General features: G+C 70.7%; 19 protein-coding genes. 9 read left to right on the top strand and 10 right to left on the bottom strand.

The genetic code is table 11. The features are described from left to right. Positions 1-117: 117 nt before the first annotated feature. The 4 genes from ACFRMN_RS31340 to ACFRMN_RS31325 form a co-directional block, all read right to left on the bottom strand. Positions 118-2205: an ATP-binding protein gene (locus tag ACFRMN_RS31340; RefSeq protein WP_383025868.1), complete on the bottom strand. Its 2088-nt coding sequence runs from the start codon at positions 2203-2205 to the stop codon at positions 118-120. Further along, on the bottom strand, positions 2198-2980 hold the full coding sequence (locus tag ACFRMN_RS31335) for a DUF4255 domain-containing protein (RefSeq protein ID WP_383025866.1): 783 nt from the start codon (positions 2978-2980) through the stop codon (positions 2198-2200). Before ACFRMN_RS31335 ends, ACFRMN_RS31340 begins: the two co-directional genes overlap by 8 nt. Positions 2981-3026: 46 nt before the next feature. Next, positions 3027-5030, bottom strand: a complete 2004-nt coding sequence (locus ACFRMN_RS31330; protein ID WP_383025863.1) for a VWA domain-containing protein — start codon at positions 5028-5030, stop codon at positions 3027-3029. 389 nt (positions 5031-5419) lie between these two features. Further along, complete coding sequence (locus ACFRMN_RS31325; RefSeq protein WP_030353099.1) at positions 5420-6049, bottom strand: response regulator transcription factor; 630 nt, start codon at positions 6047-6049, stop codon at positions 5420-5422. A gap of 215 nt (positions 6050-6264) precedes the next feature. Here ACFRMN_RS31325 and ACFRMN_RS31320 point away from each other — a divergent pair, with 215 nt between their 5' ends. After that, positions 6265-7626 carry a hypothetical protein gene (locus ACFRMN_RS31320; protein WP_383025860.1) on the top strand — a complete coding sequence of 454 codons (1362 nt, stop codon included), beginning with the start codon at positions 6265-6267 and terminating at the stop codon, positions 7624-7626. A 71-nt stretch (positions 7627-7697) separates the two neighbouring features. Here the strand turns inward: ACFRMN_RS31320 and ACFRMN_RS31315 are convergent, their stop codons facing one another. Beyond that, on the bottom strand, positions 7698-8570 hold the full coding sequence (locus ACFRMN_RS31315; RefSeq protein WP_383025857.1) for a DUF4157 domain-containing protein: 873 nt from the start codon (positions 8568-8570) through the stop codon (positions 7698-7700). 554 nt (positions 8571-9124) lie between these two features. Here ACFRMN_RS31315 and ACFRMN_RS31310 point away from each other — a divergent pair. Next, the gene (locus tag ACFRMN_RS31310; protein WP_383025854.1) at positions 9125-9760 is read left to right on the top strand and encodes a TIGR00730 family Rossman fold protein; all 636 of its coding nucleotides are present in this window, start codon (positions 9125-9127) and stop codon (positions 9758-9760) included. A gap of 88 nt (positions 9761-9848) precedes the next feature. On the opposite strand, the gene ACFRMN_RS31305 is transcribed toward ACFRMN_RS31310, so the two are convergent. Then, positions 9849-10028, bottom strand: a complete 180-nt coding sequence (locus ACFRMN_RS31305) for a hypothetical protein (RefSeq protein WP_383025851.1) — start codon at positions 10026-10028, stop codon at positions 9849-9851. Positions 10029-10157: 129 nt separating this feature from the next. Continuing rightward, positions 10158-11030 (bottom strand): undecaprenyl-diphosphate phosphatase, encoded by an 873-nt coding sequence (locus tag ACFRMN_RS31300; protein ID WP_383025848.1) that lies wholly within the window; start codon positions 11028-11030, stop codon positions 10158-10160. 427 nt (positions 11031-11457) lie between these two features. Between ACFRMN_RS31300 and mutA the strand changes: the two genes are divergently transcribed. The 4 genes from mutA (at position 11458) to ACFRMN_RS31280 (ending at position 17785) form a co-directional block, all read left to right on the top strand. Then, positions 11458-13335, top strand: a complete 1878-nt coding sequence (gene mutA, locus ACFRMN_RS31295; protein ID WP_383025846.1) for a methylmalonyl-CoA mutase small subunit — start codon at positions 11458-11460, stop codon at positions 13333-13335. Next, entirely contained in the window at positions 13335-15584 is a 2250-nt protein-coding gene (scpA, locus tag ACFRMN_RS31290; RefSeq protein WP_383025843.1) for a methylmalonyl-CoA mutase, read from the top strand. The genes mutA and scpA overlap by 1 nt, the downstream gene beginning before the upstream one ends. Positions 15585-15588: 4 nt before the next feature. After that, on the top strand, positions 15589-16584 hold the full coding sequence (meaB, locus tag ACFRMN_RS31285) for a methylmalonyl Co-A mutase-associated GTPase MeaB (protein WP_383025840.1): 996 nt from the start codon (positions 15589-15591) through the stop codon (positions 16582-16584). A 136-nt stretch (positions 16585-16720) separates the two neighbouring features. Further along, positions 16721-17785: an enoyl-CoA hydratase/isomerase family protein gene (locus ACFRMN_RS31280; protein WP_383025837.1), complete on the top strand. Its 1065-nt coding sequence runs from the start codon at positions 16721-16723 to the stop codon at positions 17783-17785. A 42-nt stretch (positions 17786-17827) separates the two neighbouring features. Here ACFRMN_RS31280 and ACFRMN_RS31275 read toward each other — a convergent pair whose 3' ends face one another. After that, positions 17828-18556 carry a TVP38/TMEM64 family protein gene (locus ACFRMN_RS31275; protein ID WP_383025835.1) on the bottom strand — a complete coding sequence of 243 codons (729 nt, stop codon included), beginning with the start codon at positions 18554-18556 and terminating at the stop codon, positions 17828-17830. A gap of 347 nt (positions 18557-18903) precedes the next feature. On the opposite strand from ACFRMN_RS31275, the gene tuf reads away from it, so the two are divergent. Then, complete coding sequence (tuf, locus tag ACFRMN_RS31270; protein ID WP_383025832.1) at positions 18904-20073, top strand: elongation factor Tu; 1170 nt, start codon at positions 18904-18906, stop codon at positions 20071-20073. 90 nt (positions 20074-20163) lie between these two features. Further along, positions 20164-21009: a spermidine synthase gene (locus ACFRMN_RS31265; protein WP_383025828.1), complete on the top strand. Its 846-nt coding sequence runs from the start codon at positions 20164-20166 to the stop codon at positions 21007-21009. Here ACFRMN_RS31265 and ACFRMN_RS31260 read toward each other — a convergent pair. Both ACFRMN_RS31260 and ACFRMN_RS31255 read right to left on the bottom strand, forming a co-directional pair. Beyond that, on the bottom strand, positions 20971-22317 hold the full coding sequence (locus ACFRMN_RS31260; RefSeq protein ID WP_383025825.1) for an MFS transporter: 1347 nt from the start codon (positions 22315-22317) through the stop codon (positions 20971-20973). The two genes, ACFRMN_RS31265 and ACFRMN_RS31260, sit on opposite strands and share 39 nt — an antisense overlap. Before the next feature lie 56 nt (positions 22318-22373). After that, a complete protein-coding gene (locus ACFRMN_RS31255) occupies positions 22374-23480 on the bottom strand; it encodes a hypothetical protein (protein ID WP_383025822.1) in 1107 nt (368 codons plus the stop codon). A gap of 109 nt (positions 23481-23589) precedes the next feature. Between ACFRMN_RS31255 and ACFRMN_RS31250 the strand changes: the two genes are divergently transcribed. After that, on the top strand, positions 23590-24027 hold the full coding sequence (locus tag ACFRMN_RS31250; RefSeq protein ID WP_383026034.1) for a DUF4442 domain-containing protein: 438 nt from the start codon (positions 23590-23592) through the stop codon (positions 24025-24027). Positions 24028-24114: the final 87 nt, after the last annotated feature.

Below are 24114 nucleotides of genomic sequence, written 5' to 3'. Positions count from 1 at the left end.
GTCTCATCCGGACGGCACAGCAGACTGTAGGGGCGCACGGTCAGCCCTACCGCGCCGAGCCACACGATGCCTTCTATCGAGTGAACTGCCCTCATAGAAAGGTGACTTGACTCGACATCAGCAGTTGAGCAGATCCAGGTAGGGGCCGAATTCCGAGGCCAGGGTCAGGCGGCCCAGTTTCTGGTACTCGCGTTGGATCGCGTGGATCAGGGTCGGCATCGTCACCGGGGTGCCCGAGGCCGCCGAGAGATAGGCCGCCGTTACCGCCACCGAGCGGATGTTGCCACCCGCCAGTTCGAACGACTCGGCGCAGAAGGGGAGGTCGAGGTCGGAGGCGCGGGGGAGTGTGGGGCCCAGACAGCGTTCCCAGAGGAGCAGGCGTTGGGGCGGGTCCGGGACGGGGAAGTCGATGACCAGATCGAGGCGGCGGGTGAAGGCGTCGTCGAGGTTGGCACGGAGATTGGTGGCGAGGATGGCGAGGCCGTCGAAGGACTCCATGCGTTGCAGCAGGTACGCGCTCTCGACGTTGGCGTAGCGGTCGTGGGCGTCCTTGACCTCTGAGCGTTTGCCGAAGATCGCGTCCGCCTCGTCGAAGAGCAGGACGCCATTCACGCCGGCCGCTTCGGAGAAGATGCGTTCGAGGTTCTTCTCGGTCTCGCCGACGTACTTGTCGATGACCGTCGCCAGATCGACCGTGTAGAGGTCGAGCCCCAGATCCGCCGCGATCACCTCCGCGGACATCGTCTTTCCGGTGCCGGAGTCGCCCGCGAAGAGGGCCGATACGCCCCGGCCCCTGCCGCCGCCCGGGCGCATTCCCCACTCGCCGAGCACCTGGTCGCGATAGCGGGCGCGGGCGGTGAGTTCGCGCAGCTGGGCGTGAGTGTCAGAGGGGAGTACCAGGTCGTTCCAGGTCACGGCGGGTTCGATACGGCGGGCCAGCCGGTCGAGGCCCGCCGCGTTCTGGGCGCGGGCACCCCGGCGGATGTGGTCAGGGCCGAGGGCGCCACCGTCCAGCCGGGCCGTCTGGGCCGCGCTGCGGGCCGCGCCCTCGATCTGGTCCGGGGTGAGGAGGAACGGGGAGAGCAGAACGCCGACGTCCAGATCGGCCGGGACCGGCTCGGCGTAGGCATCGCGCCAGAGGGCGGCCCGTACCGCCGGTTCCACCCGAGGGGCGTGCAGCAGCAGTGGCGGGCGCGTCGACCAGGCCGCGTCCCAGGGGGAGCGGCCCACCAGGACCGTCGGCAGCGGGGTGTCGGTGAGGAGCCGGAGAGTCCCCGGATGGTCGCGCGACAGCGCGTCCAGCGGCGCGCAGACCAGCCCCGCCCCCGTCAGCCGGCCCTCCCGTACCAGCGCCCGCACCGCCTCGACGGGCGTCGGATCCTCGGCCAGCCGGGACAGATCCAGGCCCAGTACGCCGCGCCCGGCGAAGCTCAGCGCCGTGGCGGCCAGCGCCGTACCCGCGCCGCCCTGTTCCTCGCGGAGATACGCCAGATGGACACCGGAACCGAGGGTACGGGCGAGCGGCCCGGGATCGCCCACACCTGGTACGGCGTGCCATGGCGCCAGCAGACCGGTCAGCCGGGGATCGGGGCCGTCGTCGCCGAGGAGGTGCGCCGTGACGCGGTCGGGAACCCGTAACGCGCGCCCCAGGAACGGCCGGTCCGCCTCTTCCACCAGCAGCAGCCCGCCGGCACGCAGCGGTGCCCGGGGGCCGAGCCGGGCGCGGGCGTCGGCGTCCGCCGGGGAGAGGCCGCAGAGACCGAGGGCGAGTCCGGTGGACGGGCGGCGGCGGGTGACATCGTCGTTGAGGTAGCCGTAGAACGCCTCGAACCGGTCGTCGAGATCCGGCAGGAGCGCGATGAGCAGAATCTCGATATCCAGCGGAGTGAGACCGAACTCCCTTTCCAGCGTGGTGAGTCGGGACCGTGGTCGGCGTGTGGCGGAGGCGCTGTCCTCGTCAGGTGTATCGGTCTCGTCCGGCGCGGGGAACCTACGGCCCTCGTCCAGCAGCCGCGTGATCGTCTCCTCGGTCAGATACAGCCCCCGGAACGCGTCGTCCGGATGCGGGTCCGTGAGCCGGCGCGCCTCGACCGCCCGGCGTACGCGCCGCTCGACACGTACGGCGCAGCTCAGGAGATGACGGAGGTCTTGGCCGCCCCCGTCGGAATCGGGCCGCTCCCCGTCGTACCGTTCGCACTCAGGCATCGCCCCGGTTCTCCGTAATCCGCAGGGACAGCCCGGGGCGCCGCCCCGCTTCGCGCTCGCCCCGACTGCCGCCCTCGTCCGTCGGATCTCCGCCCCGATCGGCAGCGGCTCCGTACAGCGGAAGCGCCCCACGGCCCGGCATCGCTCTGGCGGGCCGTCGCGCACGCTCCTCCCGCGCGCGGTCACTCGCGCGGTCACTCGCGCGGTCACCGAAGTGGACGCGCATCCCCTCGTCACCCACCGGCGGACCCACGGCATAGGTCGGTGACGCTGTGACCGGCACACTGATCACCAGGTCCAGCGACGGCTTCAGTTCGCCGCCGAGCGCGCTCCACACGTCCGCGAAGGAGCGGTCCTCCGGCGGTGGCAGCGCGATGGTCATGGGTACGGCCACCCCGATGTCCTGGAGCGTTCCCGTCAGCCGCTCGGGAGGCAGCGCCTCGTACCGCAGCAGACAGGCCAACAGCGAGGACAACAGCCGGTGTTCGTCCTCCGGCCGCTTCGTCCAAGCGGTGATCAGATACGAGAGCTTGAAGAAGCGCGGCGGCCGGCGGCGGGCGACGACCGTGCCCTGTTCGTCGTACTCGTTGTGCAGCCCGCGTTCGCGCCGCCGCATGTCCTCGCGGATGTCGTAGAGATACACATTCACCGTGGGCGCGTTGACTTTGGCGGCCCAGTCGCGGGTCGGTGCGTCGAACACCACCGCGATCTGGGCGCCTTCGAGGACTTCGGCCCTGAGCAGCGCGCGCAGCGCGTCGTCCACCTCATGGATCACGACGACCCCGCCCCCGTCATCCGGTCCGTTCCCATCCGGTCCGTTCTCATCCGCGCCCCGCGAAATCCGGTGGCTGGAGCTTGCGTTGGACCACCAGGACTGGCTTCGTCAGCCGGTCGAGACCGGTGACGTCCGCCCGGAGATCGCGTGGCCCGAGCCGGTCCCTGCGTAGTACCGGCACCTGCGTCTCGAACGTACCGTCACGCCCCACCGTCACCGGCGATCCGTTGGCGGTGATGCCCGCGCTCCAGCTCAGCCGTACGTTCGAGCCCGGCGGGAAGTCCGTCCCACGTGCCAGCACCACCTGCCCCGGTGTCGCGACCTGCGGGGTGACGGCCAGCTTCGGCTGGAGGACGCGGAGCGCGCCCCGGTCGGTGTTGTTGGCGGGCCTGCGATCGGGCAGTGTGGCGACGGCGGTCGCGTGGACGTCTCCGCTGATCGCTGTCCGGTACGTCCCTGTCTGGGTGACCTCGACCCGGCCGCCCGCCGGGATGGTGCACGGCGCGGTCGGGGTGCAGCGCGACAGCCCGGCCAGCGTACGTCTGCCCGCGTCCGGCGTCCTCGGCCAGGCGGAGGTGACGATGACACCGGTCGCCGTGTCCGGACCGGCGTTGGTGAGGAGGAAGCGGGCACGGGCGGTACGGCCCGTGTACGTGCGCGACGGGGTGATCTGTACGTCCACGGTGACATCGGCCGTCGGAGGCACCGGGGGAGCGGGCGGGGCGGGAGGAACAGGCGGAACGGGCGGGACAGGCGGCAGCTCCAGCACCTCCACCGTGGCCGTGTCGGTGCCGGTGTTTCCGTTCGAGTCGGTGGCCGAGCAGGTGACCAGGGTGCGGCCGACCGGGAAGAGCGAGCCCGACTCCGGGGTACAACGTACGGGCAGGCGCCCGTCGTTGGCGTCCACGGCGGTCACGGTCAGCTCGACGCGCGCGCCGTCCGGGTCCCTGGTCGTCACCGTACGGTCGTCCACGACGACCACGGGCGCGTCGACATCGTTGACGTCGATGGTGATCGTCTGCGTCAGCTCGGGGTCGGCCGCCGCATTCGGGCCGACGGCATCCGAACCGGGCGGGCTGGTGCCCACCAGAAACTGGACCGTGCAGGTCAGCCTCCGCCCCTGCGGAGCGTCCTCGGCGACCGTGATCGTCTCGTCGAAGGCGGCGGCATCGCCGCTGGTGACGGTGCGGGTGGGCGGGGCGAGCGTCACCGTCAGGGCGGGATCGCAGTTGTCTAACTGGTGGCCGACCTGGGTGGGCAGGTTGGCGAGGCCGTCGGCGATCGACTGTGCGACCGCGTCCGCATCGACACCGGAGATCAGATGGCCTTCGGTGGCCTCGATGACCTTGTCGGCCTGGCCCGGCTCGTGCAGCGGATCCTCGATCTGGCCGGGGACACCGGCGTCCCCGTTGCCGTTGAGTCCGTCACCGAGCACGGTGGCGATATCCACGCCCAGTACCCGGATTCCCCGGGACTGGAGTGCGTAGATCGTGTCGGTCAGGGAGTGCCCCATGCTCGGGTCGTGGCTGGAGGCGTCGCCGACCAGGACGACCACGGGGCTCGCGTCCGTACGGAACTCGGTCTGGCCACCGCTGCCGTTGGCGATCTGCCACAGCGCGTTGATCCAGTCCTCGGAGGGACCCCTGCTGCCCTGGCCACGTTCGACCGTGAGGGCGTTCACCCCCTCCTGCACCTTGCCGAGGTCGTCCGTGAGCGGCTGGAGCACGGTATAGGTCCGGGCGCCGTCGATCTGCTGGTCGCCGAACGTGGCCACGGCGAAGCGCGAGTCGGGCTGCTCCTCGGTCACTCTCTCGGTGATCACGGGAAGGTTCTGCTGGATCTGCTCGATGGACGGTTCCATGCTCAGGGTGCCGTCGACCAGCAGCACGATGTCGGGCTTCGGAGGGATGGCCGGCGTACGGACCAGCTTGTCCACGGAGATGGACTCGCCCGGGTCCAGCCGCTCCGTCACCACGGCGGGTGTGACCGGCGGCTCGGGTACGGGGACGGCCGCGCGCGGTTCGGCGGCCGAGCTGGGCAGGCCGCACATGACCAGCAGCAGGAGGGCGAAGGGCAGTACGCGCAGGGCACTGCCGCCGCGCCGTGGCTGTTTCCGTACTGACCTTCGGAACCGCTGTCGTGGCTGTTTCCGTACTGACCTTCCGAACCGCTGTCGTGACTGTTTCCGTGCCGACCACCGGAACCGCTGAGACCGCCGCACGGAACCCTCCCCAGATCGGCGCACCGGCATCCACCATCCCGTGCTCGCGCCCCGCGGGCAGCGGGGCGCGAGTCATTCCCACGGGAACCGAGTTCTGCCCTTTGAGGCAGCCGTGGGACGAGTTGCTGTGCTGAAAGATCAAAATCCGGCGCGGTTCGAACTATGGATCTGTTCGGCCCGTAGATCTGTTCGGTCCGTGGATCTTTTCGAACTGTGGCTCAGATCAGACCCTGGCGAAGTGCGTACGCCACCGCATGGGAGCGATTACGCAATTGAAGCCGGGTCATGACCGCGTGCAGGACGTTCTTTATCGTGCGTTCGGAGTACGCGAGCTTGGTCGCGATATCGGCGGTGTCGTATCCCTCCGCGACCAGTCGCAGTACATCGATCTCGCGGGAGGAGAGCCCGGTGAAGTGCAGGCCGCGCGGTCCGAGCACCTGGCCCTGCAGCTTTCCCACCTGCTCCAGAAGGCGTCCGAGAAGATCGGCGGGCACATGGCCCTCGCCATTCGCCACGGCGACAATGACCCGTACCAGATGATCAGGTGTCGCCTCTGAACGCCGGACCACCCCGGCGACACCGCACTCCGCCGCGCTGACCAGCTTCTGCTCGTCGATCTCGGTGGCCACCAGTACTCCGCGTGCCGTACCGCTGCGCTGGATATTGCGCAGCATCCGTAATGCCTCCTCATCTATGACATCCACGACCACCACGACTACCTGCGGGGTGAGTTCACCGTCCTCCCAACCGGTGAGTGTCACCTCCGGCCTGGTCCGCAGCTGGCTGGCCACTCCCGCTTGGGAGATCGGATCCTGTGCGCGTAAACCAACGATCGTACGGTCTGTCATGAAATTCCCCCTCCGCAAATGCGAACCGATAGCGTCATCATGGGCCGTATGGGACCTGGCAGACTGAGCCGTAGCTGCCTTACGCATCGGCAGATACTCCATTCCCACCGAGTGCGGAGGCGAAATCCGCAGCCGCCCGATGGGCACTACATCTGCCCGAAAGTGTTCCTGTCCGACCGCTGTTCCCGGTAATGCGCGGTCCTACGGTGCGACGTATGAGTCTTACGGCCAGCCTCGACGCACCGTCCGTCACCGCAGAGCCGGGCGCGCGGACGGATGTACCCCTACAGATCCTCAACTCCGGCAGTACGGTCGAGGAATACCGCTTCGAGGTGGTCGGAGCCTGCGCCGCGTGGGCGACCGTGGAACCGGCGGCTCTGTCCCTCTATCCGGGCGCCTCCGGCACCGTCGTGGTACGGCTGACGCCGCCGCGCGACCCCTCCGTGCCGGCGGGAGAGACACCGTTCGGTATCCGCGTGGTGCCGACGAGCGAGTTGAGCGAGACCGTGGTGCCCGAGGGGCGGGTGACCGTGGCGCCGTTCACCGAGGTGACCTCGGAGCTGGTGCCCCGCAGCTCCAACGGCGCTCGCCGAGGCAGCCACCAACTCGCCGTGGACAACAGGGGAAACGCGCCGGTGACCGTACGCCTCAGCGGCCGGACCGGCACCGAGCGCGCCCGTGTCCGCTTCGCCACCGCCGAGCTGCGGATACCGCCCGGACACGCGGACTTCGCGAAGCTGTGGGTACGGCCGGCCAAGCGGCTGTGGCGCGGTACGCCGATGACCCACACGTTCCAGGTCTTCGCGGCGCCCGTGCCGGCGGAGGAGGGCCAGGAGCCGTACGAACCGGTCGTACTCGACGGATCGTACGAGCAGCAGGCGATCCTGCCCGGCTGGCTGCCCCGCGCGCTCATCCTCGCGGCGGTCGTGGCGATCGCGCTGGTCGGGCTCTGGTACGCGTTGCTGCGCCCCGCGGTGAAATCGGCGGCGCGGGAGGCGATCACCCCGGAGGCGGTGGCGTCCGCCGCGGAGAAGACCGCGTCTCCGAGCAGCGGGACGGCGGACGGCGGAGCCACGGCCGGAACCGGAGGCGGGAACGCCGGGGCGACAGCCGGTGCCGAGGGAGGCGCGACCGGCGGAGCGGGACAGAACGGGACGGGTTCAGGGGCGAGTTCGGGATCCGGAACGGGCGCGGGCAGTGTGGGAGGGGCGGGCGCGCCGACCAGTGCGCGCGTCGAGGTCAGGGACGCGGTGGGCGGCGGCTCGGCCAGCGGATCCGCGTACCGGGTGCCGGCCGGCAGCACCTTCGAACTCACCGACATCGTGGTCCAGAACCCGCAGGGCGACGCCGGAACACTCGTCGTGTCCAGCCAGAGCGATCCCGTACTGCGACTGGCGCTGGAGAACTTCCGTGACTCCGACTATCACTTCGTCACCCCCATTCTGGTACCGGCGGGCGGCGAGATCACGATGACCGTCGACTGCCGGCAGGTGGGCAGGCCGGTGCAGGCGCCGAGGCCGTCGCGCTGCGCGGAGTCGCTGTTCTTGGGAGGGACGCTGCGGTCGGGCTCGGAGTGACGGGTGCGGGAGTGGGAGTGGGAGTACGGGAGTACGGGAGTACGGGAGTACGGGAGGATATCCCGGGGTGGTCAGCTGGGCGGAGCCTCTTCCTCCTCCTCGGACCCCTCCTCGGCCCGCTGGACGAAGGACCCCTGTACGTTCGCGGGCTCCTCGTCCTCGTCCTCCGTCGCCTGGCGTTGTACGGGGGCTGCGGCACCGGTCGTAACGGGTGTGGGTGCGGGGGCGGGAGCCGGGGTGGAGTCGGGCGTCGGGATGGAGTCGGGCGTCGGTGTCGGGCTCGGCTCGGAGAGCACGCGGTCGGCGTTCGCGACGGCCTCCTGTTCGAAGCGGTCGGACGGATCGCTCACGCGGATCCCGCCGGGCGCCTCGGACCCCTCCACGGGACCGTTGCGCTGCTGGACCACATGCGTCAGCTCGTGCGCCAGTGTGGTCCGGCCGCCGGGTGAGGACGGGTCGTAACTGTCGCGCTGGAAGACGACATGGTTGCCCACGGTGTAGGCGTGGGCGCCGACGCCTTTCGCGGACTCATGAGCCGCGGTGTCGGTGTGCACACGTACGTCGGAGAAGTCGGCGCCCATGCGGCTCTCCATGTCGGTACGGGTGTCGGTGTCCAGAGGCGAACCGCCGCCGGAGGAGATCACATCGTGCACGGGGGAACGGTCCTGATGGGCGCCGGGCGCGGGCTCCTCCTCGGGTGCCGCGTCCCTGCTGAGCATCGTCCCGACGGCGCTGTTTCCCACGGAGCGTTGGAGGCTGCTCAGCCCGGCCGCCCCGACGACATCGGGCCGCCCGGCGGCGGCAGCCTTGAAGAGATACGAGGTCTGCGCGGACTCTCGCGCGTCAGTGGCCGTGTCCTGTGCGGTGGATCGGAAGGCCTCATCGTGCCCGTGTTCGTGCCCGTAATCGTGCTCCGACTCGTACCCCTGGTCGTGTGCGCGCATCTCCGTCTCCCCTGACTGTGCCGCTCACCCTGCCCGGACCTCCACTGTCCACTCTCGGACCGAGCGCGGCGGACGGTCCAGCCCGGACTTCATGGGCGGGGGGCATCGCGTTCTGCCTCATGGGGCAAGGCGGGCGGCTCGGGAGGGTGGTGGCCTTGACGCCCGGCCCGGAGCCGCGAAACTCAGAGCTCAGGGGCGGCCCCCACCCGCCATCGAACGCACCGGGTAACCCCGACGCCGCCTGGCGCGTCGATGGTCGACGGTCCGTTCTGACGTGGCGGCCGTATGTCGCGCTCGCCGAACCGCGCCGTGGGCGGGCCGTACCGCTCCCGCCGTACTCCGCGGCAAACGTCTCGCCCCACCGGTATGCCCTTGCCTGCTGCTGCGCCACATGGCCCGGTAAGTAAACCCTTCGGGGGTTAGTGCTACTGATCGGGTCGGCCCATGTGGAGTGGAGGCGGTGAGTGGGGGCGCTCAAGGCCCTCTTCGCTTAACGTAGCCGTTCGGATACGTTATGTGTCGATCGGGGCCGGGCCAGGGAGACGGAGACGGATATGACCATGCCAGCGTCGCGGGTGGAGCGAGTCGGTGTGTTCTGCGGCGCCAGGCCGGGCGCCCGCCCCCAGCATTTGAGACTCGCCACCGAGTTCGGCGAGGCGCTGGCGCAGCGCGGCACGGGACTGGTCTACGGCGCGGGAGGGGTCGGCATCATGGGTGCCGTCGCCGATGCCGTGCTGGACGCGGGGGCGCCGGTGACCGGAGTGATTCCCCGCCAGCTGTACGAACGTGAGCAGCCGGACGAGTCGCGCACCGAAGTGATCGTCGTGGAGACGATGCATGAGCGCAAGGCGTTGATGTACCGCCTCGCGGTCGGTTTCGCGGTGCTCCCGGGCGGCCTCGGCACGCTCGACGAACTGCTCGAAGTGGCGACCTGGAACCAACTGGGCATCCATCACAAGCCACTTGTCCTGGTCAACCAGGGCGGATTCTTCGATCCGCTGCTGACGCTCCTGGACAATATGGTCTCCGACGGCTTCATCAGTCAGGAGGAACGCTTCGTCATCCAGGTCGCGTCCGGGGTGGAGGAGGCGCTCGACTGTCTGGTCGGCCCGGAGCCCCGGCCCGAGCGGCCGACGCCCCCGCCGGTCGCCGCCTCCCGGACCCCGGTGGCCCCCACCGCCGCGACCTGATCGAACCGGCAGGCGGAGGGCCGGGGTTGCGGTGCGGAGTGTGTGTGGACGGATCAGCCGGGGGCCCGAGAGTGGGCCGAGCGAAAGCCTAGGCGGCCTCGTCCACGCCGTCGCGGAGGGCCGCGGCCCACTCCAGCAGCAGGACCTCGTACGCCTCCGCCGGCCACGTTCCGTCGGACGAATCGGCCGCGTCGACGAGCGCGCGGATGCGCTCGTTGGCCGCGACGGCGTCGGATGACGGGGTTGCGGAAGCGGAGGAGGAGGACATGTGTCCAGCCTAGGGGGAGGGGACACCGTCCCGGTGCCGATCAGGGAGCGTCCTTGCTCACACTTCGTTCACACGCCCCCACGCTCCCCGGCCGACCGTCGGCCCCGGGCGGCCCGCCGCCGGCCCCGGTCAGCCCGCCGACTCGCCCGCGTGCGGGCTCAGCGTGTCCGTGCCGACGAGGACGAAGATCGCGATACCGAGCAGGATCCGGTAGATCACGAACGGCATGAAGCTCTTCGTGGTGATGAACTTCATAAACCAGGCGATTACGGCATATCCAACAACAAACGCCACGATTGTCGCGAAGATGGTCGGTCCCCAGGTGATATGTCCCTCGCCCGCGTCCTTCAGTTCGAACGCGCCCGAGGCGAGCACCGCGGGGATCGCGAGCAGGAACGAGTACCGCGCCGCCGCCTCACGGGTGTACCCCATCAGCAGACCACCGCTGATCGTGGCGCCCGAGCGCGAGACGCCGGGCACCAGTGCCATCGCCTGGCAGAAGCCGAAGATCAGCCCGTCCTTGACGCTCAGCTCCTTCAGCGACTTGCGCTCCCTGATCGCGCGGTGCTTGCCGCCGGTCTCGTCGCGGGCCGCCAGCCGGTCGGCGACACCGAGCACGATGCCCATCACGATCAGCGTGACGGCGATCAGCCGCAGATCACGGAACGGGCCGTTGATCTGGTCCTTCAGCGTCACGCCGAGGACGCCGATCGGGATCGAGCCGACGATTACCAGCCAGCCCATCTGGGCATCGTGATCACCGCGCATCGACTTGTTCACCAGCGAACGGCACCACGCGGAAACGATTCGGGCGATGTCCTTGCGGAAGTAGATGAGGACCGCCGCCTCCGTACCGATCTGGGTGATCGCGGTGAACGCCGCGCCCGGATCGTGCCAGCCGGCGAAGACCGCCGTCAGCCGCAGATGGGCGCTGGAGGAGATGGGGAGGAACTCGGTCAGCCCCTGGACGAGCCCGAGGACAAAAGATTCGAACCAAGACATGGGGTACTACGCCATCCAAGAGATGATCAAGCACTGGCCGGCGGAACAGCGGCGCAGTGACGGACTGAGGGCTGACGGTCGAAGCGCGGGTTCGATCATATGGATGGGTGAGTGGTCCTACTCATGCCGGCTCTTCACTGACGTGGCGCTCATGTGGCGCTGATGTGGCAATGCTGAGGTCGGTCCCGGGCTGAGTCCGGGACAGGGCAGATCATCACCGTCCGCACAGGGCGACGGCGATCACATGGTGGTGGTGGGCAGCGTAGCGTCTGTTAGATAACGGGACGGAGGTGACCCCTGGTGCCACAGGACCTAGCCCTGGCACATCCCGCGCCGTGAATGACCTACACCCGAGGCATTTCGGCGAGGGCAAGGTCACAGTGATGCGGTCTGCTCCTCGTTCGCCGGGCTGCCCTAACATCTGGGCATGACGGTGCTGCCTGACGACGGGCCTTCCCTGGCCGCAGAGTTCCCCGACGCGACCCGAGAGCAGTGGCAGAGCCTGGTGGCAGGCGTGCTGCGCAAGTCGGGTCGGGATCTCTCGGGGACGGACGCCGAGGATGCGCTCTCCACCACGCTTCAGGACGGGGTCACCACCCGTCCGCTGTACACCGCGGACAACGCGCCCGGGGACCCCGGTTATCCCGGCTTCGCGCCGTTCACCAGAGGCAGCCGCCCCGAGGGGGGCGTGGTCTCCGGATGGGACGTACGCCAGCGCCATTCGCTTCCCGATCCCGTACGCGCCAACGAAGCCGTGCTCTCCGACCTGGAGAACGGGGTCACCTCCCTCTGGCTGTCGGTGGGTTCCGCCGGAATCCCGGTGTCCGGGCTCGCCACGGCGCTCGACGGCGTCTATCTCGACCTCGCGCCGGTCGCCCTCGACGCGGGCGCCGAATTCGGTCCCGCCGCACGGGCGTTGCTGAAGCTGTACGAAGAGCGCGGGGTGGCCCGCAACCAGGCGCGCGGCACCCTCGGCGCTGACCCCGTCGGTGAACTCGCCCGTACCGGACGGGAAGTGACGGGCCTGACGGAAGAGGCCGCCGAACTCGCCGCGCTCTGCGACCGGGAGTATCCTGGACTGCGCGCGATTACCGTCGACGCGCTGCCGTACCACGAGGGCGGCGCCTCCGACGCGCAGGAACTGGGCTGTTCCCTCGCCACCGGGGTCGGCTGGCTGCGTGACCTCACCGAGGCCGGACTCACCGTCGAAGCCGCCTGCGGTCAGATCGAGTTCCGGTACGCCGCGACCGCCGACCAGTTTCTGACGATCGCCAAACTCCGGGCCGCGCGCAGGCTCTGGGCCCGGGTGACGGAGGTCTGCGGCGCCGGCACGGGCACGGGGGCGCAGCGTCAGCACGCCGTGACCTCATCGGTGATGATGACCCGGCGCGACCCCTGGGTGAACATGCTGCGCACCACGGTCGCCTCGCTGGCGGCCGGGGTCGGCGGCGCGGACGCCGTGACCGTACTGCCCTTCGATCACGCCCTCGGGCTGCCCGACGCCTTCGCCGGCAGGATCGCCCGTAACACCTCCACGATCCTGCTGGAGGAATCCCACCTGGGACGGGTCATCGACCCCGCGGGCGGCTCCTGGTACGTGGAACGGCTCACCGACGACCTCGCGCACGCCGCCTGGGCGTGGTTCCAGGAGATCGAACGCGCCGGCGGCCAGCGTGCCGCGCTCCACGACGGACTGATCGCCGACCGGCTCGCGGCCACCTGGCAGGAGCGCTCGGGCAGGCTGGCCCGGCGGCGCGAACCCATCACCGGCGTCAGTGAGTTCCCACAGCTCTCGGAGCCCCCGGTGGAGCGCGACCCGGCGCCCGCGCCGCCCGGCGGCGGACTGCCGGTGGTACGCCGCGACGAGGCGTACGAGACGCTTCGCGCCCGCTCCGACGCGCATCTCGCCGCCACCGGCGCCCGGCCGCGTGTCTTCCTGGCCGCCCTCGGACCGGCCGCCGCGCACACCGCGCGCGCCACCTTCGCCGTCAGCCTCTTCCAGGCGGGCGGGATCGAGCCGGTCCACGACCCGGTGACGGTCGACGCGGCGACCGCCGCCGACGCCTTCACCCGCAGCGGGGCCGCCGTCGCCTGTATCTGCTCCAGTGACGCGCTCTACGCCGAAGGTGCCGCGCCCGTCGCGGCGGCGCTCAAGGCGGCCGGCGCGCTCCAGGTGTTCCTCGCCGGCCGCCCCGGCGAACAGCGTGAGACCTATGTACGGGCCGGAGTCGACGAGTTCGTCGTCGCGGGCGGCGACGCGATCGCCGTCCTGACCTCCGTCCTCGACCGGATGGGAGTGGCGTGATGGGGATCCCGGACTTCTCCGAGATCGAACTCGGCCCCGGCGACAGCGCCGGAGCGACCGAGGACCAGTGGCGTACGGCCGTCAAGGAGCACACCGGCAGGACCGATCACGAACTGTTCTGGGACACCCCCGAGGGCATCGCCGTCAAACCGCTGTACACCGCGCGGGACCTGACGGGGCTCGACTTCCTCGGCACCTACCCCGGCATCGCGCCGTATCTGCGCGGCCCGTACCCGACGATGTATGTCAACCAGCCCTGGACCATCCGGCAGTACGCCGGGTTCTCCACCGCCGAGGAGTCCAACGCCTTCTACCGGCGCAACCTCGCCGCCGGGCAGAAGGGCCTGTCGGTCGCCTTCGATCTGCCCACGCACCGCGGCTACGACAGCGACCACCCCCGGGTGACCGGCGATGTCGGCATGGCGGGCGTGGCCATCGACTCGATCTACGACATGCGCCAGTTGTTCGACGGCATCCCGCTCGACAGGATGAGCGTGTCGATGACGATGAACGGGGCGGTCCTGCCCGTACTCGCGCTCTACATCGTGGCCGCCGAGGAACAGGGCGTACCGCCCGAGAAGCTGGCCGGGACCATCCAGAACGACATCCTCAAAGAGTTCATGGTCCGCAACACCTATATCTATCCGCCGAAACCGTCGATGCGGATCATCTCCGACATCTTCGCGTACACCTCGCAGAAGATGCCGCGCTACAACTCCATCTCCATCTCCGGCTACCACATCCAGGAAGCGGGCGCGACGGCCGATCTGGAGCTGGCGTACACCCTCGCCGACGGTGTGGAATATCTGCGCGCCGGGCTCGGCGCCGGACTCGACGTGGACGCGTTCGCGCCCCGGCTCTCCTTCTTCTGGGCCATCGGCATGAACTTCTTCATGGAGATCGCCAAACTCCGCGCGGCCAGGCTCCTGTGGGCCAGGCTGGTCAACAAGTTCGACCCGAAGAACGCCAAGTCGCTCTCCCTGCGCACCCATTCACAGACCTCCGGCTGGTCGCTCACCGCACAGGACGTCTTCAACAACGTCACCCGCACCTGCGTCGAGGCGATGGCCGCCACCCAGGGCCACACCCAGTCGCTGCACACCAACGCGCTGGACGAGGCCCTTGCCCTGCCCACCGACTTCTCGGCCCGTATCGCCCGCAACACCCAGCTGCTGCTTCAGCAGGAGTCCGGGACCTGCCGGGTGACCGACCCCTGGGGCGGCAGCGCGTATGTCGAGAAGCTGACCTACGACCTCGCCAGGCGCGCCTGGCAGCACATCGAGGAGGTCGAGGCGGCCGGCGGAATGGCGCAGGCCATCGACGCCGGAATCCCCAAACTCCGGGTCGAGGAGGCAGCGGCCCGTACTCAGGCGCGGATCGACTCGGGACGCCAGCCCGTCATCGGCGTCAACAAGTACCGGGTGGAGACCGACGAGAAGATCGACGTGCTCAAGGTCGACAACTCCTCCGTACGCACCCAGCAGATCGAGAAGCTGCGGCGGCTGCGCGCCGAACGCGACGAGGCCGTCTGCCAGGACGCGCTGCGCGCGCTCACCGCCGCCGCCGAGGCCGGCTCGCGCCCCGGACTGGACGGCAATCTGCTCGGCCTCGCGGTGGACGCGGCCCGCGCCAAGGCCACCGTCGGTGAGATCTCCGACGCCCTGGAGAAGGTGTACGGGCGCCACTCCGGCCAGATCCGTACCATCACCGGTGTGTACCGCAACGAGGCAGGCACCTCCCCGGCCGTCGAGCGCACCCGCGCCGCCGTCGAGGACTTCGAACGGGCCGAAGGACGCCGGCCGCGCATCCTGGTGGCCAAGATGGGCCAGGACGGCCATGACCGCGGCCAGAAGGTGATCGCCACGGCCTTCGCCGATCTGGGCTTCGACGTCGATGTCGGCCCGCTGTTCCAGACGCCCGACGAGGTGGCGCGGCAGGCCGTCGAGGCCGACGCGCATATCGTCGGCGTCTCGTCGCTCGCCGCCGGGCACCTCACGCTCGTACCGGCGCTGCGCGAACAGCTCGCCGAGGAGGGCCGCGAGGACATCATGATCGTGGTGGGCGGGGTGATCCCGCCCCAGGACATCGAGGAGCTGCACCGGGCGGGGGCCGCCGCGGTCTTCCCGCCCGGCACGGTCATCCCGGACGCCGCGCGCGATCTGCTGACCGCGCTCGCGGCCTCGCTGGGGCACGAGGCTCCCGCCGGGAACGCCGCCTCCGGCGACGCCGCTTCCGGCGCAGAGCGGTGAGCGCGTGCCCCCACGGATCGACATCGACAGCTACGCCAAGGGCGTTCTGGACGGCTCCCGTTCGTATATCGCCCGTGCCGTCACACTCGTGGAGTCCACCAGGCCCGACCACCGCAGGCTCGCCCAGCAGCTGCTGACCGAGCTGCTGCCGCATTCCGGGAAGGCCCGCAGGATCGGTATCAGCGGGGTCCCCGGCGTCGGCAAGTCCACCTTCATCGACGCGATGGGGACACTGCTCACCGGCCTCGGCCACCGCGTCGCGGTGCTCGCCGTCGACCCGTCCTCCAGCAGGACGGGCGGCTCCATCCTGGGCGACAAGACCCGGATGGAACGGCTCGCCGTGGACCCGGCCGCGTTCGTACGGCCCTCGCCGACCGCGGGCACGCTGGGCGGGGTGGCCAAGGCGACCCGCGAGACCATCATCGTCATGGAGGCCGCCGGTTACGACGTGGTGCTCGTCGAGACGGTAGGGGTCGGCCAGTCCGAGACCACCGTCGCCAATATGGTCGACTCCTTCCTGCTGCTCACCCTGGCCCGCACCGGTGACCAGCTCCAGGGCATCAAGAAGGGCGTCCTCGAACTGGCCGACGTCATCGCCGTGAACAAGGCCGACGGCCCGCACGAACGCGACGCGCGCTCCGCCGCCAGGGAACTCGCGGGCGCGCTACGGCTGATGCACCCGGCGGACGCGGCCTGGACGCCGCCGGTGCTCAGTTGCAGCGCGCGGGAGGGCAGCGGCCTCGACACCGTGTGGGAACGCCTCGAACAGCACCGCGCGGTGCTCGGCGCCGACGGCCGGCTGGCCCGTAAGCGCCGGGACCAGCAGGTCGACTGGACGTGGGCGATGGTCCGCGACCACCTCCTGGACCGGCTGCGCGAGCACCCGGGCGTACGGGAACTGGCGCCCGCGCTGGAGCGGGAGGTACGGGACGGGACCCTGACCGCGACGCTCGCCGCGGAGCGGATCATCGAGGCGCTGGCGGCCCCCACCCGTACGTGACTCCGTAGCGCGAACCGGTGGGAAGCCCCTGGACCAGCGTGTCCATACTGGACGGGCGCGATCTTACGGACGCGTCCGCCCAGGGGACGCCTCCGCCCAGGGGACGCCTCCGCCCAGGGAAGGAACCAGCGAGAGCATGGCCCACGACGAACCCGTACTGACCACCCGCGCGGGCCGTACGGCCCACCTCACCCTCAACCGGCCCCGCGCCCTCAACGCCCTCACCCACCCCATGGTGCGGACGATCGATGAGGCGCTGGCCGTGTGGGAGGGCGACGACGACGTCACGGCCGTGATCATCTCCGGCGCCGGCGACCGCGGGCTCTGCGCCGGTGGTGACATCCGTGTGATCCACGAGGACACGCGCACCGGCGGGGGCGTCTCGCCCGCCTTCTGGCGCGACGAGTACCGCCTCAACGTCCGGATCGCCCGCTACCCCAAGCCGTATGTCGCGCTGATGGACGGCATCGTGATGGGCGGCGGCGTCGGCGTCTCGGCGCACGGCAGCGTACGGATCGTCACCGAACGGTCGGCTGTCGCCATGCCCGAGACGGCGATCGGACTGGTCCCCGACGTCGGCGGGACCTATCTGCTCTCCCGGGCGCCCGGCGAGCTGGGCACGCATCTCGCTCTCACCGGGCAGACGGTCGGCGCGGCGGACGCCCTGCTGTGCGGGCTCGCGGATCACTTCGTACCCTCCGGCCGGCTCGGTGACCTGCGCGCCGCCCTCGCGGGACCCGAGGTGCGGGAGGCGGCGGACGTACGGGAGATCGTGCGCCGGTACGGGACGACCGCGCCGGAGGGGCGGCTCGACGCGGACCGTGAGTGGATCGACGCCTGCTACCCGGCCGGCTCGGTGGAGGAGATCATCGACCGTCTGCGTGCCAGCGGGGAACCGGCGGCGAAGGACGCCGCGGAAACGCTTCTGACCCGGTCGCCCACCGCGCTGAAGGCCACCCTCGTCGCGATCCGCCGGGCCCGGCGGACGGCCACGCTGGAGCAGGTGATCGCGCAGGAGTACCGCGCCTCGTGCGCGGCGCTGACCTTCCCCGATCTCCAGGAGGGCATCCGGGCCCAGGTCATCGACAAGGACCGCAGGCCCCGCTGGTCGCCGAGGGAACTGGCGGAGGTCACGGACGCGGATGTGGCGCGGTTCTCCGCACCGCCGCCCGGCGGCGACCTCGGGCTCGCCGCGCCGTGACGCGCCGCGCCGTGACGCGCCGCGACCCGGCGTGAGGTGAGATCAGCGGCGGCCGAGGCGGTGGCGGTGGCGCCAGGCGACGACCGCCGCGGCCACCCCGGTGACCACGATGAAGCCGGTCGCGATCAGGAACATCGGCGAGGTCGGGGACGACGCCTCGCTGCCCGCGATCACATACGCCGCGGTGTTGGGGATCGTTCCGATCCCCGTCGCCAGCAGGAACGGCGCCCATCGCATCTGTGAGACGGCGGCGCAGTAGTTGGCCGCGGCGAACGGCACCCCGGGAAAGAGCCGGAGCGCCATCATCGACCGGAAGCCGTGCTCGCTCAGCTGTCCGTCGGCCGCCAGCAGCCAGCGGCCCCGCAGCAGCGGCCGCAGCGCCCCCTGGCCGAGGAGACGGACGAGCCCGAAGGAGATCGCGCCGGCCAGTACCGACCCCGCGACGGCGGCGAGCAGCCCGGACCCCGAGCCGAAGAGCGCGCCGGCGGCGAGACTGAGCAGCGGACGGGGTACGAACGCGACGGCGCACAGCCCGTACGCCACGGCGAACAGCACCACGGCCGTCGCGCCGCTGAACTGCGGCGGCCAGCCGTCGGCGAGGAACTTCTGCGGTTCGTACAGCAGCACCGCCACGCCCGCCGCGGCCAGCACCGCGATGAGCAGGGCGAACCGCGACCAGGGCGAGAGCAGCACCCGGAAGCAGCGGACAGCGAGGCCCGGCGAAGGCTCGGGGGCCGGCTTGGGGAGCGGCCTGGGGGCGGTGTCGAGCATTCGGGGATGCTAGCCGACAGACGTGAACTCCCGTGGCGCGGAAAACCATTCGACGTGAACAGCGGGTATGCGCCAGGATCGGCGACATGTTCCGGTACGCCTTCCCCGCAGCGCCGTCCGCAGTCGCGGACGCGCCGAAGGCTGCCGGTTTCCCCGCCGGTCTCCCCATCGCGTACGCGCCCCCCGCGGCAGCGGCAGCCGCGGCGGCGGCAGCAGCGCCCGCGGCGCCCCTCGGCGGCGCCCGAAGCTGACCCTTCCCGGATCGTCCGGCGGACCCCGCAGGGGGAGGGTCGGCAAGGCCCGGGGGTCCCTCTCAGCTTCGAGTTCCGGGAAGGAACACGCGAACCATGCCCAAGACGGCATACGTGCGTACCAAGCCGCATCTGAACATCGGCACCATGGGCCACGTCGACCACGGCAAGACCACCCTGACCGCCGCGATCACCAAGGTCCTCAGCGACCGGGGGACCGGCACGTTCGTGCCGTTCGACCGGATCGACCGGGCCCCTGAGGAGGCCGCCCGGGGGATCACCATCAACATCTCGCACGTCGAGTACGAGACCGACACCCGGCACTACGCGCATGTGGACATGCCGGGCCACGCCGACTACATCAAGAACATGGTGACCGGCGCCGCCCAGCTCGACGGGGCGATCCTCGTCGTCTCCGCGCTCGACGGGATCATGCCGCAGACCGCCGAGCATGTGCTGCTCGCCCGCCAGGTCGGCGTCAACCACATCGTCGTCGCCCTCAACAAGGCCGACGCGGGCGACGACGAGCTGACCGACCTGGTCGAGCTGGAGGTGCGCGAACTGCTCACCGAGCACGGGTACGGCGGCGACGCGGCGCCCGTCGTCCGGGTCTCCGGGCTGCGCGCGCTGGAGGGCGACCCGCGCTGGGTGGCGGCCGTGGAGGCGCTGCTCGACGCGATCGACACGTATGTGCCGATGCCCGTCAGGTACACGGACGCGCCGTTCCTGCTCCCGGTGGAGAACGTCCTCACCATCACCGGGCGCGGCACGGTCGTCACCGGCGCCGTCGAGCGCGGCACGGTGCGTGTCGGCGACCGGGTGGAGGTGCTCGGAGCCGGAATCGAGACGGTCGTCACCGGGCTGGAGACCTTCGGCAAGCCGATGGAGTCCGCCGAGGCCGGGGACAACGTCGCGCTGCTCCTGCGCGGTACGCAGCGCGACGCGGTCCGCCGCGGCCATGTGGTGGCGGCGCCGGGCAGTGTCGTACCGAGCAGGCGCTTCACCGCGCAGGTGTATGTCCTCTCCGCCCGTGAGGGCGGCCGGACGACCCCGGTCACCAGTGGCTACCGGCCGCAGTTCTATATCCGTACGGCGGATGTGGTCGGTGACATCGACCTGGGCGAGGCGGCCGTCGCGCGCCCCGGGGACACGGTCGGCCTGACCGTGGAGCTGGGCCGTGACGTCCCGCTGGAGGCGGGGCTCGGCTTCGCGATCAGGGAGGGCGGCCGTACGGTCGGCGCGGGCACGGTCACGTCCCTGCTCTGACCGCGTCCGCAGGGCTGTCCCCGGCCCGTGTGCTCACGGTCCGCGCCCGCCGCCCCGTACCCCGGGGCGGTGGGCGCGCACAATGGAACCGTGAACGAAGCGATCCCCGTCCTGCGCGCCGTGGACAGCGGCACCGCCAAGCTGCTGCCCGACGTGGACAGGGAGCGTGCCTGGCTGCTGACGGTCGACGGCGCGCCCCAGTCCTATGTCGATCTCGACGAGCCGACCCATCTGGAGTTCGAGTACGTACGGCGGCTCGCCCATGTCGTCGACCGCGTCGGCGACGAGGGCGATCCGCTCACCGTGCTCCACCTCGGCGGTGGGGCCTGCACCCTGCCCCGCTATGTGGCCGCCACCCGGCCCGGCTCCGCGCAGTGCGTGGTGGAGGCGGATACGGGACTGCTGGCGCTGGTCGCGGAGGTCCTGCCGATACCGGACGGCACCGGCATCACCGTGCACGGCGCGGACGCACGCCACTGGCTCGAAGCCGCTCCCGACCGTTCCGTGGATGTGCTCGTCGGCGATGTCTTCGGCGGCTCGCGGGTGCCCGCCCATCTCACCTCCGTCGAGTACGCGCGCGAGGCCGCGCGGGTGCTGCGTACGGACGGGGTCTACGCCGCGAATCTCGCCGACGGGGCGCCCTTCGGCTTCCTCCGCTCCCAACTGGCCACCTTCGCCACGGCTTTCGAGGAACTGGCGCTGATCGCGGAGCCCGCTGTGCTCCGTGGCCGCCGCTTCGGCAACGCCGTGCTGGTCGCCTCGCACACGGAGCTCGACACGGCCGCCCTGGCCCGCCGTACCGCCGCCGACGCCTTCCCCGCCCGGGTCGAACACGGCGCGTCGCTCCGGAAGTTCATCGGGGACGCGAGGCCGGTACGGGACAGCGGCGCCGTACCGTCACCCCGCCCGCCCGACGGCGCCTTCAGTATCGGCTGACACGGCGGCGGGTTCCGTGGTCTTCCCTGTCCCGGCCGGTGTGGTGGCGGCGCGGCGCGTCAGCCGGCGTACGTCCGGCACGGTCAGGACCGCGGCCGTCAGCACGATGACCAGCGCCGAGCAGCCCCACAGCGCGTACGTGCGGCCGAAGGCGCTCTCCGCCGGTCCCGCGAGCGCGGTGGCCACCGGAATCATCCCGATCGAGCCGAGCATGTCGTACGCGGAGACCCGGGAAAGCTTCTCCTCGGCGATCTCCTGATGCAGCGCGGTCATCCACGACACCCCGAAGACCTCGACCGAGAGCCCCGTCAGGAACATCACCACCGCCAGCCCCGCCCCCGGCAGCGGCACCGCGAGCCCGGCGGACGGCAGGGCGAGGGGAAAGACGCAGAGCGTGCCCGCGAGCAGCAGCCGGCGCGGCTTCCAGCGCATCATCACCAGCGCGCCGCCCACAGTGCCCGCGCCGAAGGCGGCGAGTGCCAGACCCCAGGGGCCCGCCCCGCCGAGTTCGTCGCGGGCGACCAGCGGCCCGTACACCGACTCGGCCGCCACGACGACCGCGTTGACCACCGCGAACTGGACGACGATCGTCCAGAGCCAGGGTCTGCTGATGAACTCCCGCCAGCCGTCGCGCAGATCGGCGACCATCCCGGCGCCCGGTTCCCGCGGCGGGATATGGCTGACATCGAGGAAGGCACGCAGCGCCCCGGCCACCAGGAAGGCGGCGGCGTCGACGGCCAGCACCCAGCCGGGGCCGATCACCGCGATGAGCGCCCCGCCCAGAGCGGCGCCGCCGATCCCGGCGCCGTGCATCGACATCCGGTAGAGCGCGAAGGCCCGGCCCGCCTGTTCGGCGCTGACAGTGGACATCAGCATGCCCTCGGAGGCCGGGCTGAAGAAGGCGTGGCCCGTACCGCCGAGCGCGGCCAGCGCCATCATCTGCCACAGCCGCGCGTCGCCCGTCAGGACCAGGACGGCGAAGGTGGCCTGCGAGACGCAGTTGACGGCGTTGGCGGCGACCATCACCCGGTGCCGGGGCAGCCGGTCCGCCAGCGCGCCGCCGACCAGCAGAAAGAGAACGAGCGGAATCGTACGGGCCGCGGCCACCAGCCCCACGTCGCCCGCGTCGCCGCCCGAATCGAGCACCGCGAACGCCGAGGCGATCAGCGCGCCCTGGCTGCCCAGATTGGTGGCGATCGCCGCGGCGGTCAGCAGTGTGTAGTTACGGCCGGCCCACGAGGGGCGGTGAGGACGGCGGGTGCGTCGCGGGCGTCGTGGGCCGGTGTCGGCGTCGGCGGGAGGGGTCACCCGGGGACTATCCCCGCGACCGGTACCTCTTGCCAACCGATTTTGTCACGTTCCGGTCAGGAGGCCCCGGCCAGCCGGACGGTGCTCATGATCTTCTTGATCGTCGCGTCGGGGATCTCGTCCGGCACGCCCTTGTTGGCGTAGAGCACCCAGGTCGAGAAGTCGCCCTTGGCGTTGGCGAAGGTGAAGGCGATCGACTTGCCGTCGGTGTCGCACTTGTTCTTCTTGGTGAGGCCCGTCGCCGTCGCCGTCGCGAAGTGGCCCTTGAGCCCGGACGTGGTGGTGAACGCCTCGGCCTCGCTGATCTTCAGCTTCTCCTTGAGCGACGCCTCGGGCTCCTCCTGGGCGTACGGGGCCCAGACCCAGCTGCCCGCCTCGGTCCGCGCGGCCGACGCCGTGTCCTTGGCGTTCTTGCCGCCCTTGGTGCCGGTGCCGCCGAGGCCGCTGTCCTCCATCTTTCCGTCCTTGTTGGCGTCCTGGGAGCACCACTTGGACTTGTAGAAGGCGGGTGCCGAGAACGTGACGAGGGGTGAGCCGTCACCCTTCTTCACATCCTCGAAGCCGGATATCACGCCCGGCTTGTCGACCTCCCAGTCGGCCGGAACGTCGAACCGCGTCCCGTGCTTCGGGTTGGTCACGACCTTCCAGCCCGGGATGGTCGGCTCGGCTGCCGAGCCGTCCCGGGGGTTGTCGACGGACGGGGCGGCGGACGGCTCACCGGACGCGGAGGAGGACGCCTTGGCGTCGTCCGCGGCCTGGTCGTTCTTCTTGTCGTCCCCGCCCATCACGAAGAACGCGGTGCCCGCGGCGGCGATCACGACGACCGCGGCGGCGACGACAGCGACGACCGTCGTGCTCTTCTTGTCCGGTCCGGGACCGGACGGACCGGACGGACCGGACTGACTGGGCTGCCCCGGTACGGCGTACTGCGGCGTGGTCGGCTGCTGGTACGGGTTGGGCTGCTGGTATCCCTGCTGCGGATAGCCGGGCTGCTGCGGATACCCCGGCTGTTCCTGCCCGGGCTGCGGCGGCGGATAGCCCGGCTGCTGATACCCCGGCTGCTGATAGGGATTCGGCTGCTGGTACCCCGGCTGTTGGTACGGATTGGGATTCTGGTCCTGCGGGTTTTGCTCGCCCCCGGGCGGCTGCTGTCCTGGCCACATGGCGAGTAACGATAGAGGGGCCCCGGGGCGGCTGCCATGTCCGGTCCGTCAGGGGATGGTGAAGCTCTTCTACTCGCAGGTAACATCGCGATTCATGACCACAGATCAGCTGTCCGTCGGTGAATTGCTCGCCGCCACCGTTCCCATGGTCAGGACCCTGGGACTGGAGTTTCTGGAGATCACGGGGGAACGGGCCGTCCTGCGGCTGCCCGACCAGCCCGACTACCACAACCACGTCGGCGGACCACACGCAGGAGCGATGTTCACCCTCGCCGAGTCGGCCAGCGGCGCCATCGTGCTCGCCGCCTTCGGCGACCAGCTCAAGCGCGCGGTCCCGCTCGCCGTCACGGCGGACATCGGCTACAAGAAACTCGCCAAGGGGGTCGTCACGGCCACCGCCACGCTGGGCCGCCCCGTGGCGGACGTCGTCGCCGAGCTGGACGCCGGTGAGCGGCCGGAATTCCCGGTGGCGGTGACGCTCACCCGCGAGGACGGAGCGATTACCGGAGAGATGACCGTCGTCTGGACCCTCCGCCCCAATTCCTGACCTCCGTCCGCCCGAATTCCTGACCTCACCCGCTCACCAGGTAGGCTGCCCGGCGTGCGCCTGGCCAGGCGCACGCCGGGCAGCGGA

It is taken from the genome of Streptomyces sp. NPDC056835 (assembly GCF_042789485.1).
In the GTDB taxonomy this organism is placed as follows: Bacteria; Actinomycetota; Actinomycetes; order Streptomycetales; family Streptomycetaceae; genus Streptomyces.
The sequence above is the reverse complement of the archived record's forward strand: the minus strand, read 5'-3'. Positions and strand labels throughout refer to the sequence as shown.

Excerpts from the sequence above, each read along its gene's own strand:
- ACFRMN_RS31310 (WP_383025854.1), top strand. The coding sequence starts at position 9,125 with ATGACCATGCCAGCGTCGCGGGTGGAGCGAGTCGGTGTGTTCTGCGGC.
- mutA (WP_383025846.1), top strand. The coding sequence starts at position 11,458 with ATGACGGTGCTGCCTGACGACGGGCCTTCCCTGGCCGCAGAGTTCCCC.
- ACFRMN_RS31330 (WP_383025863.1), bottom strand. The coding sequence starts at position 5,030 with ATGTGCGGCCTGCCCAGCTCGGCCGCCGAACCGCGCGCGGCCGTCCCC.
- ACFRMN_RS31325 (WP_030353099.1), bottom strand. The coding sequence starts at position 6,049 with ATGACAGACCGTACGATCGTTGGTTTACGCGCACAGGATCCGATCTCC.
- scpA (WP_383025843.1), top strand. The coding sequence starts at position 13,335 with ATGGGGATCCCGGACTTCTCCGAGATCGAACTCGGCCCCGGCGACAGC.
- ACFRMN_RS31320 (WP_383025860.1), top strand. The coding sequence starts at position 6,265 with ATGAGTCTTACGGCCAGCCTCGACGCACCGTCCGTCACCGCAGAGCCG.
- ACFRMN_RS31305 (WP_383025851.1), bottom strand. The coding sequence starts at position 10,028 with ATGTCCTCCTCCTCCGCTTCCGCAACCCCGTCATCCGACGCCGTCGCG.
- ACFRMN_RS31300 (WP_383025848.1), bottom strand. The coding sequence starts at position 11,030 with ATGTCTTGGTTCGAATCTTTTGTCCTCGGGCTCGTCCAGGGGCTGACC.
- ACFRMN_RS31280 (WP_383025837.1), top strand. The coding sequence starts at position 16,721 with ATGGCCCACGACGAACCCGTACTGACCACCCGCGCGGGCCGTACGGCC.
- ACFRMN_RS31340 (WP_383025868.1), bottom strand. The coding sequence starts at position 2,205 with ATGCCTGAGTGCGAACGGTACGACGGGGAGCGGCCCGATTCCGACGGG.
- ACFRMN_RS31255 (WP_383025822.1), bottom strand. The coding sequence starts at position 23,480 with ATGTGGCCAGGACAGCAGCCGCCCGGGGGCGAGCAAAACCCGCAGGAC.
- ACFRMN_RS31315 (WP_383025857.1), bottom strand. The coding sequence starts at position 8,570 with ATGCGCGCACACGACCAGGGGTACGAGTCGGAGCACGATTACGGGCAC.
- tuf (WP_383025832.1), top strand. The coding sequence starts at position 18,904 with ATGCCCAAGACGGCATACGTGCGTACCAAGCCGCATCTGAACATCGGC.
- ACFRMN_RS31275 (WP_383025835.1), bottom strand. The coding sequence starts at position 18,556 with ATGCTCGACACCGCCCCCAGGCCGCTCCCCAAGCCGGCCCCCGAGCCT.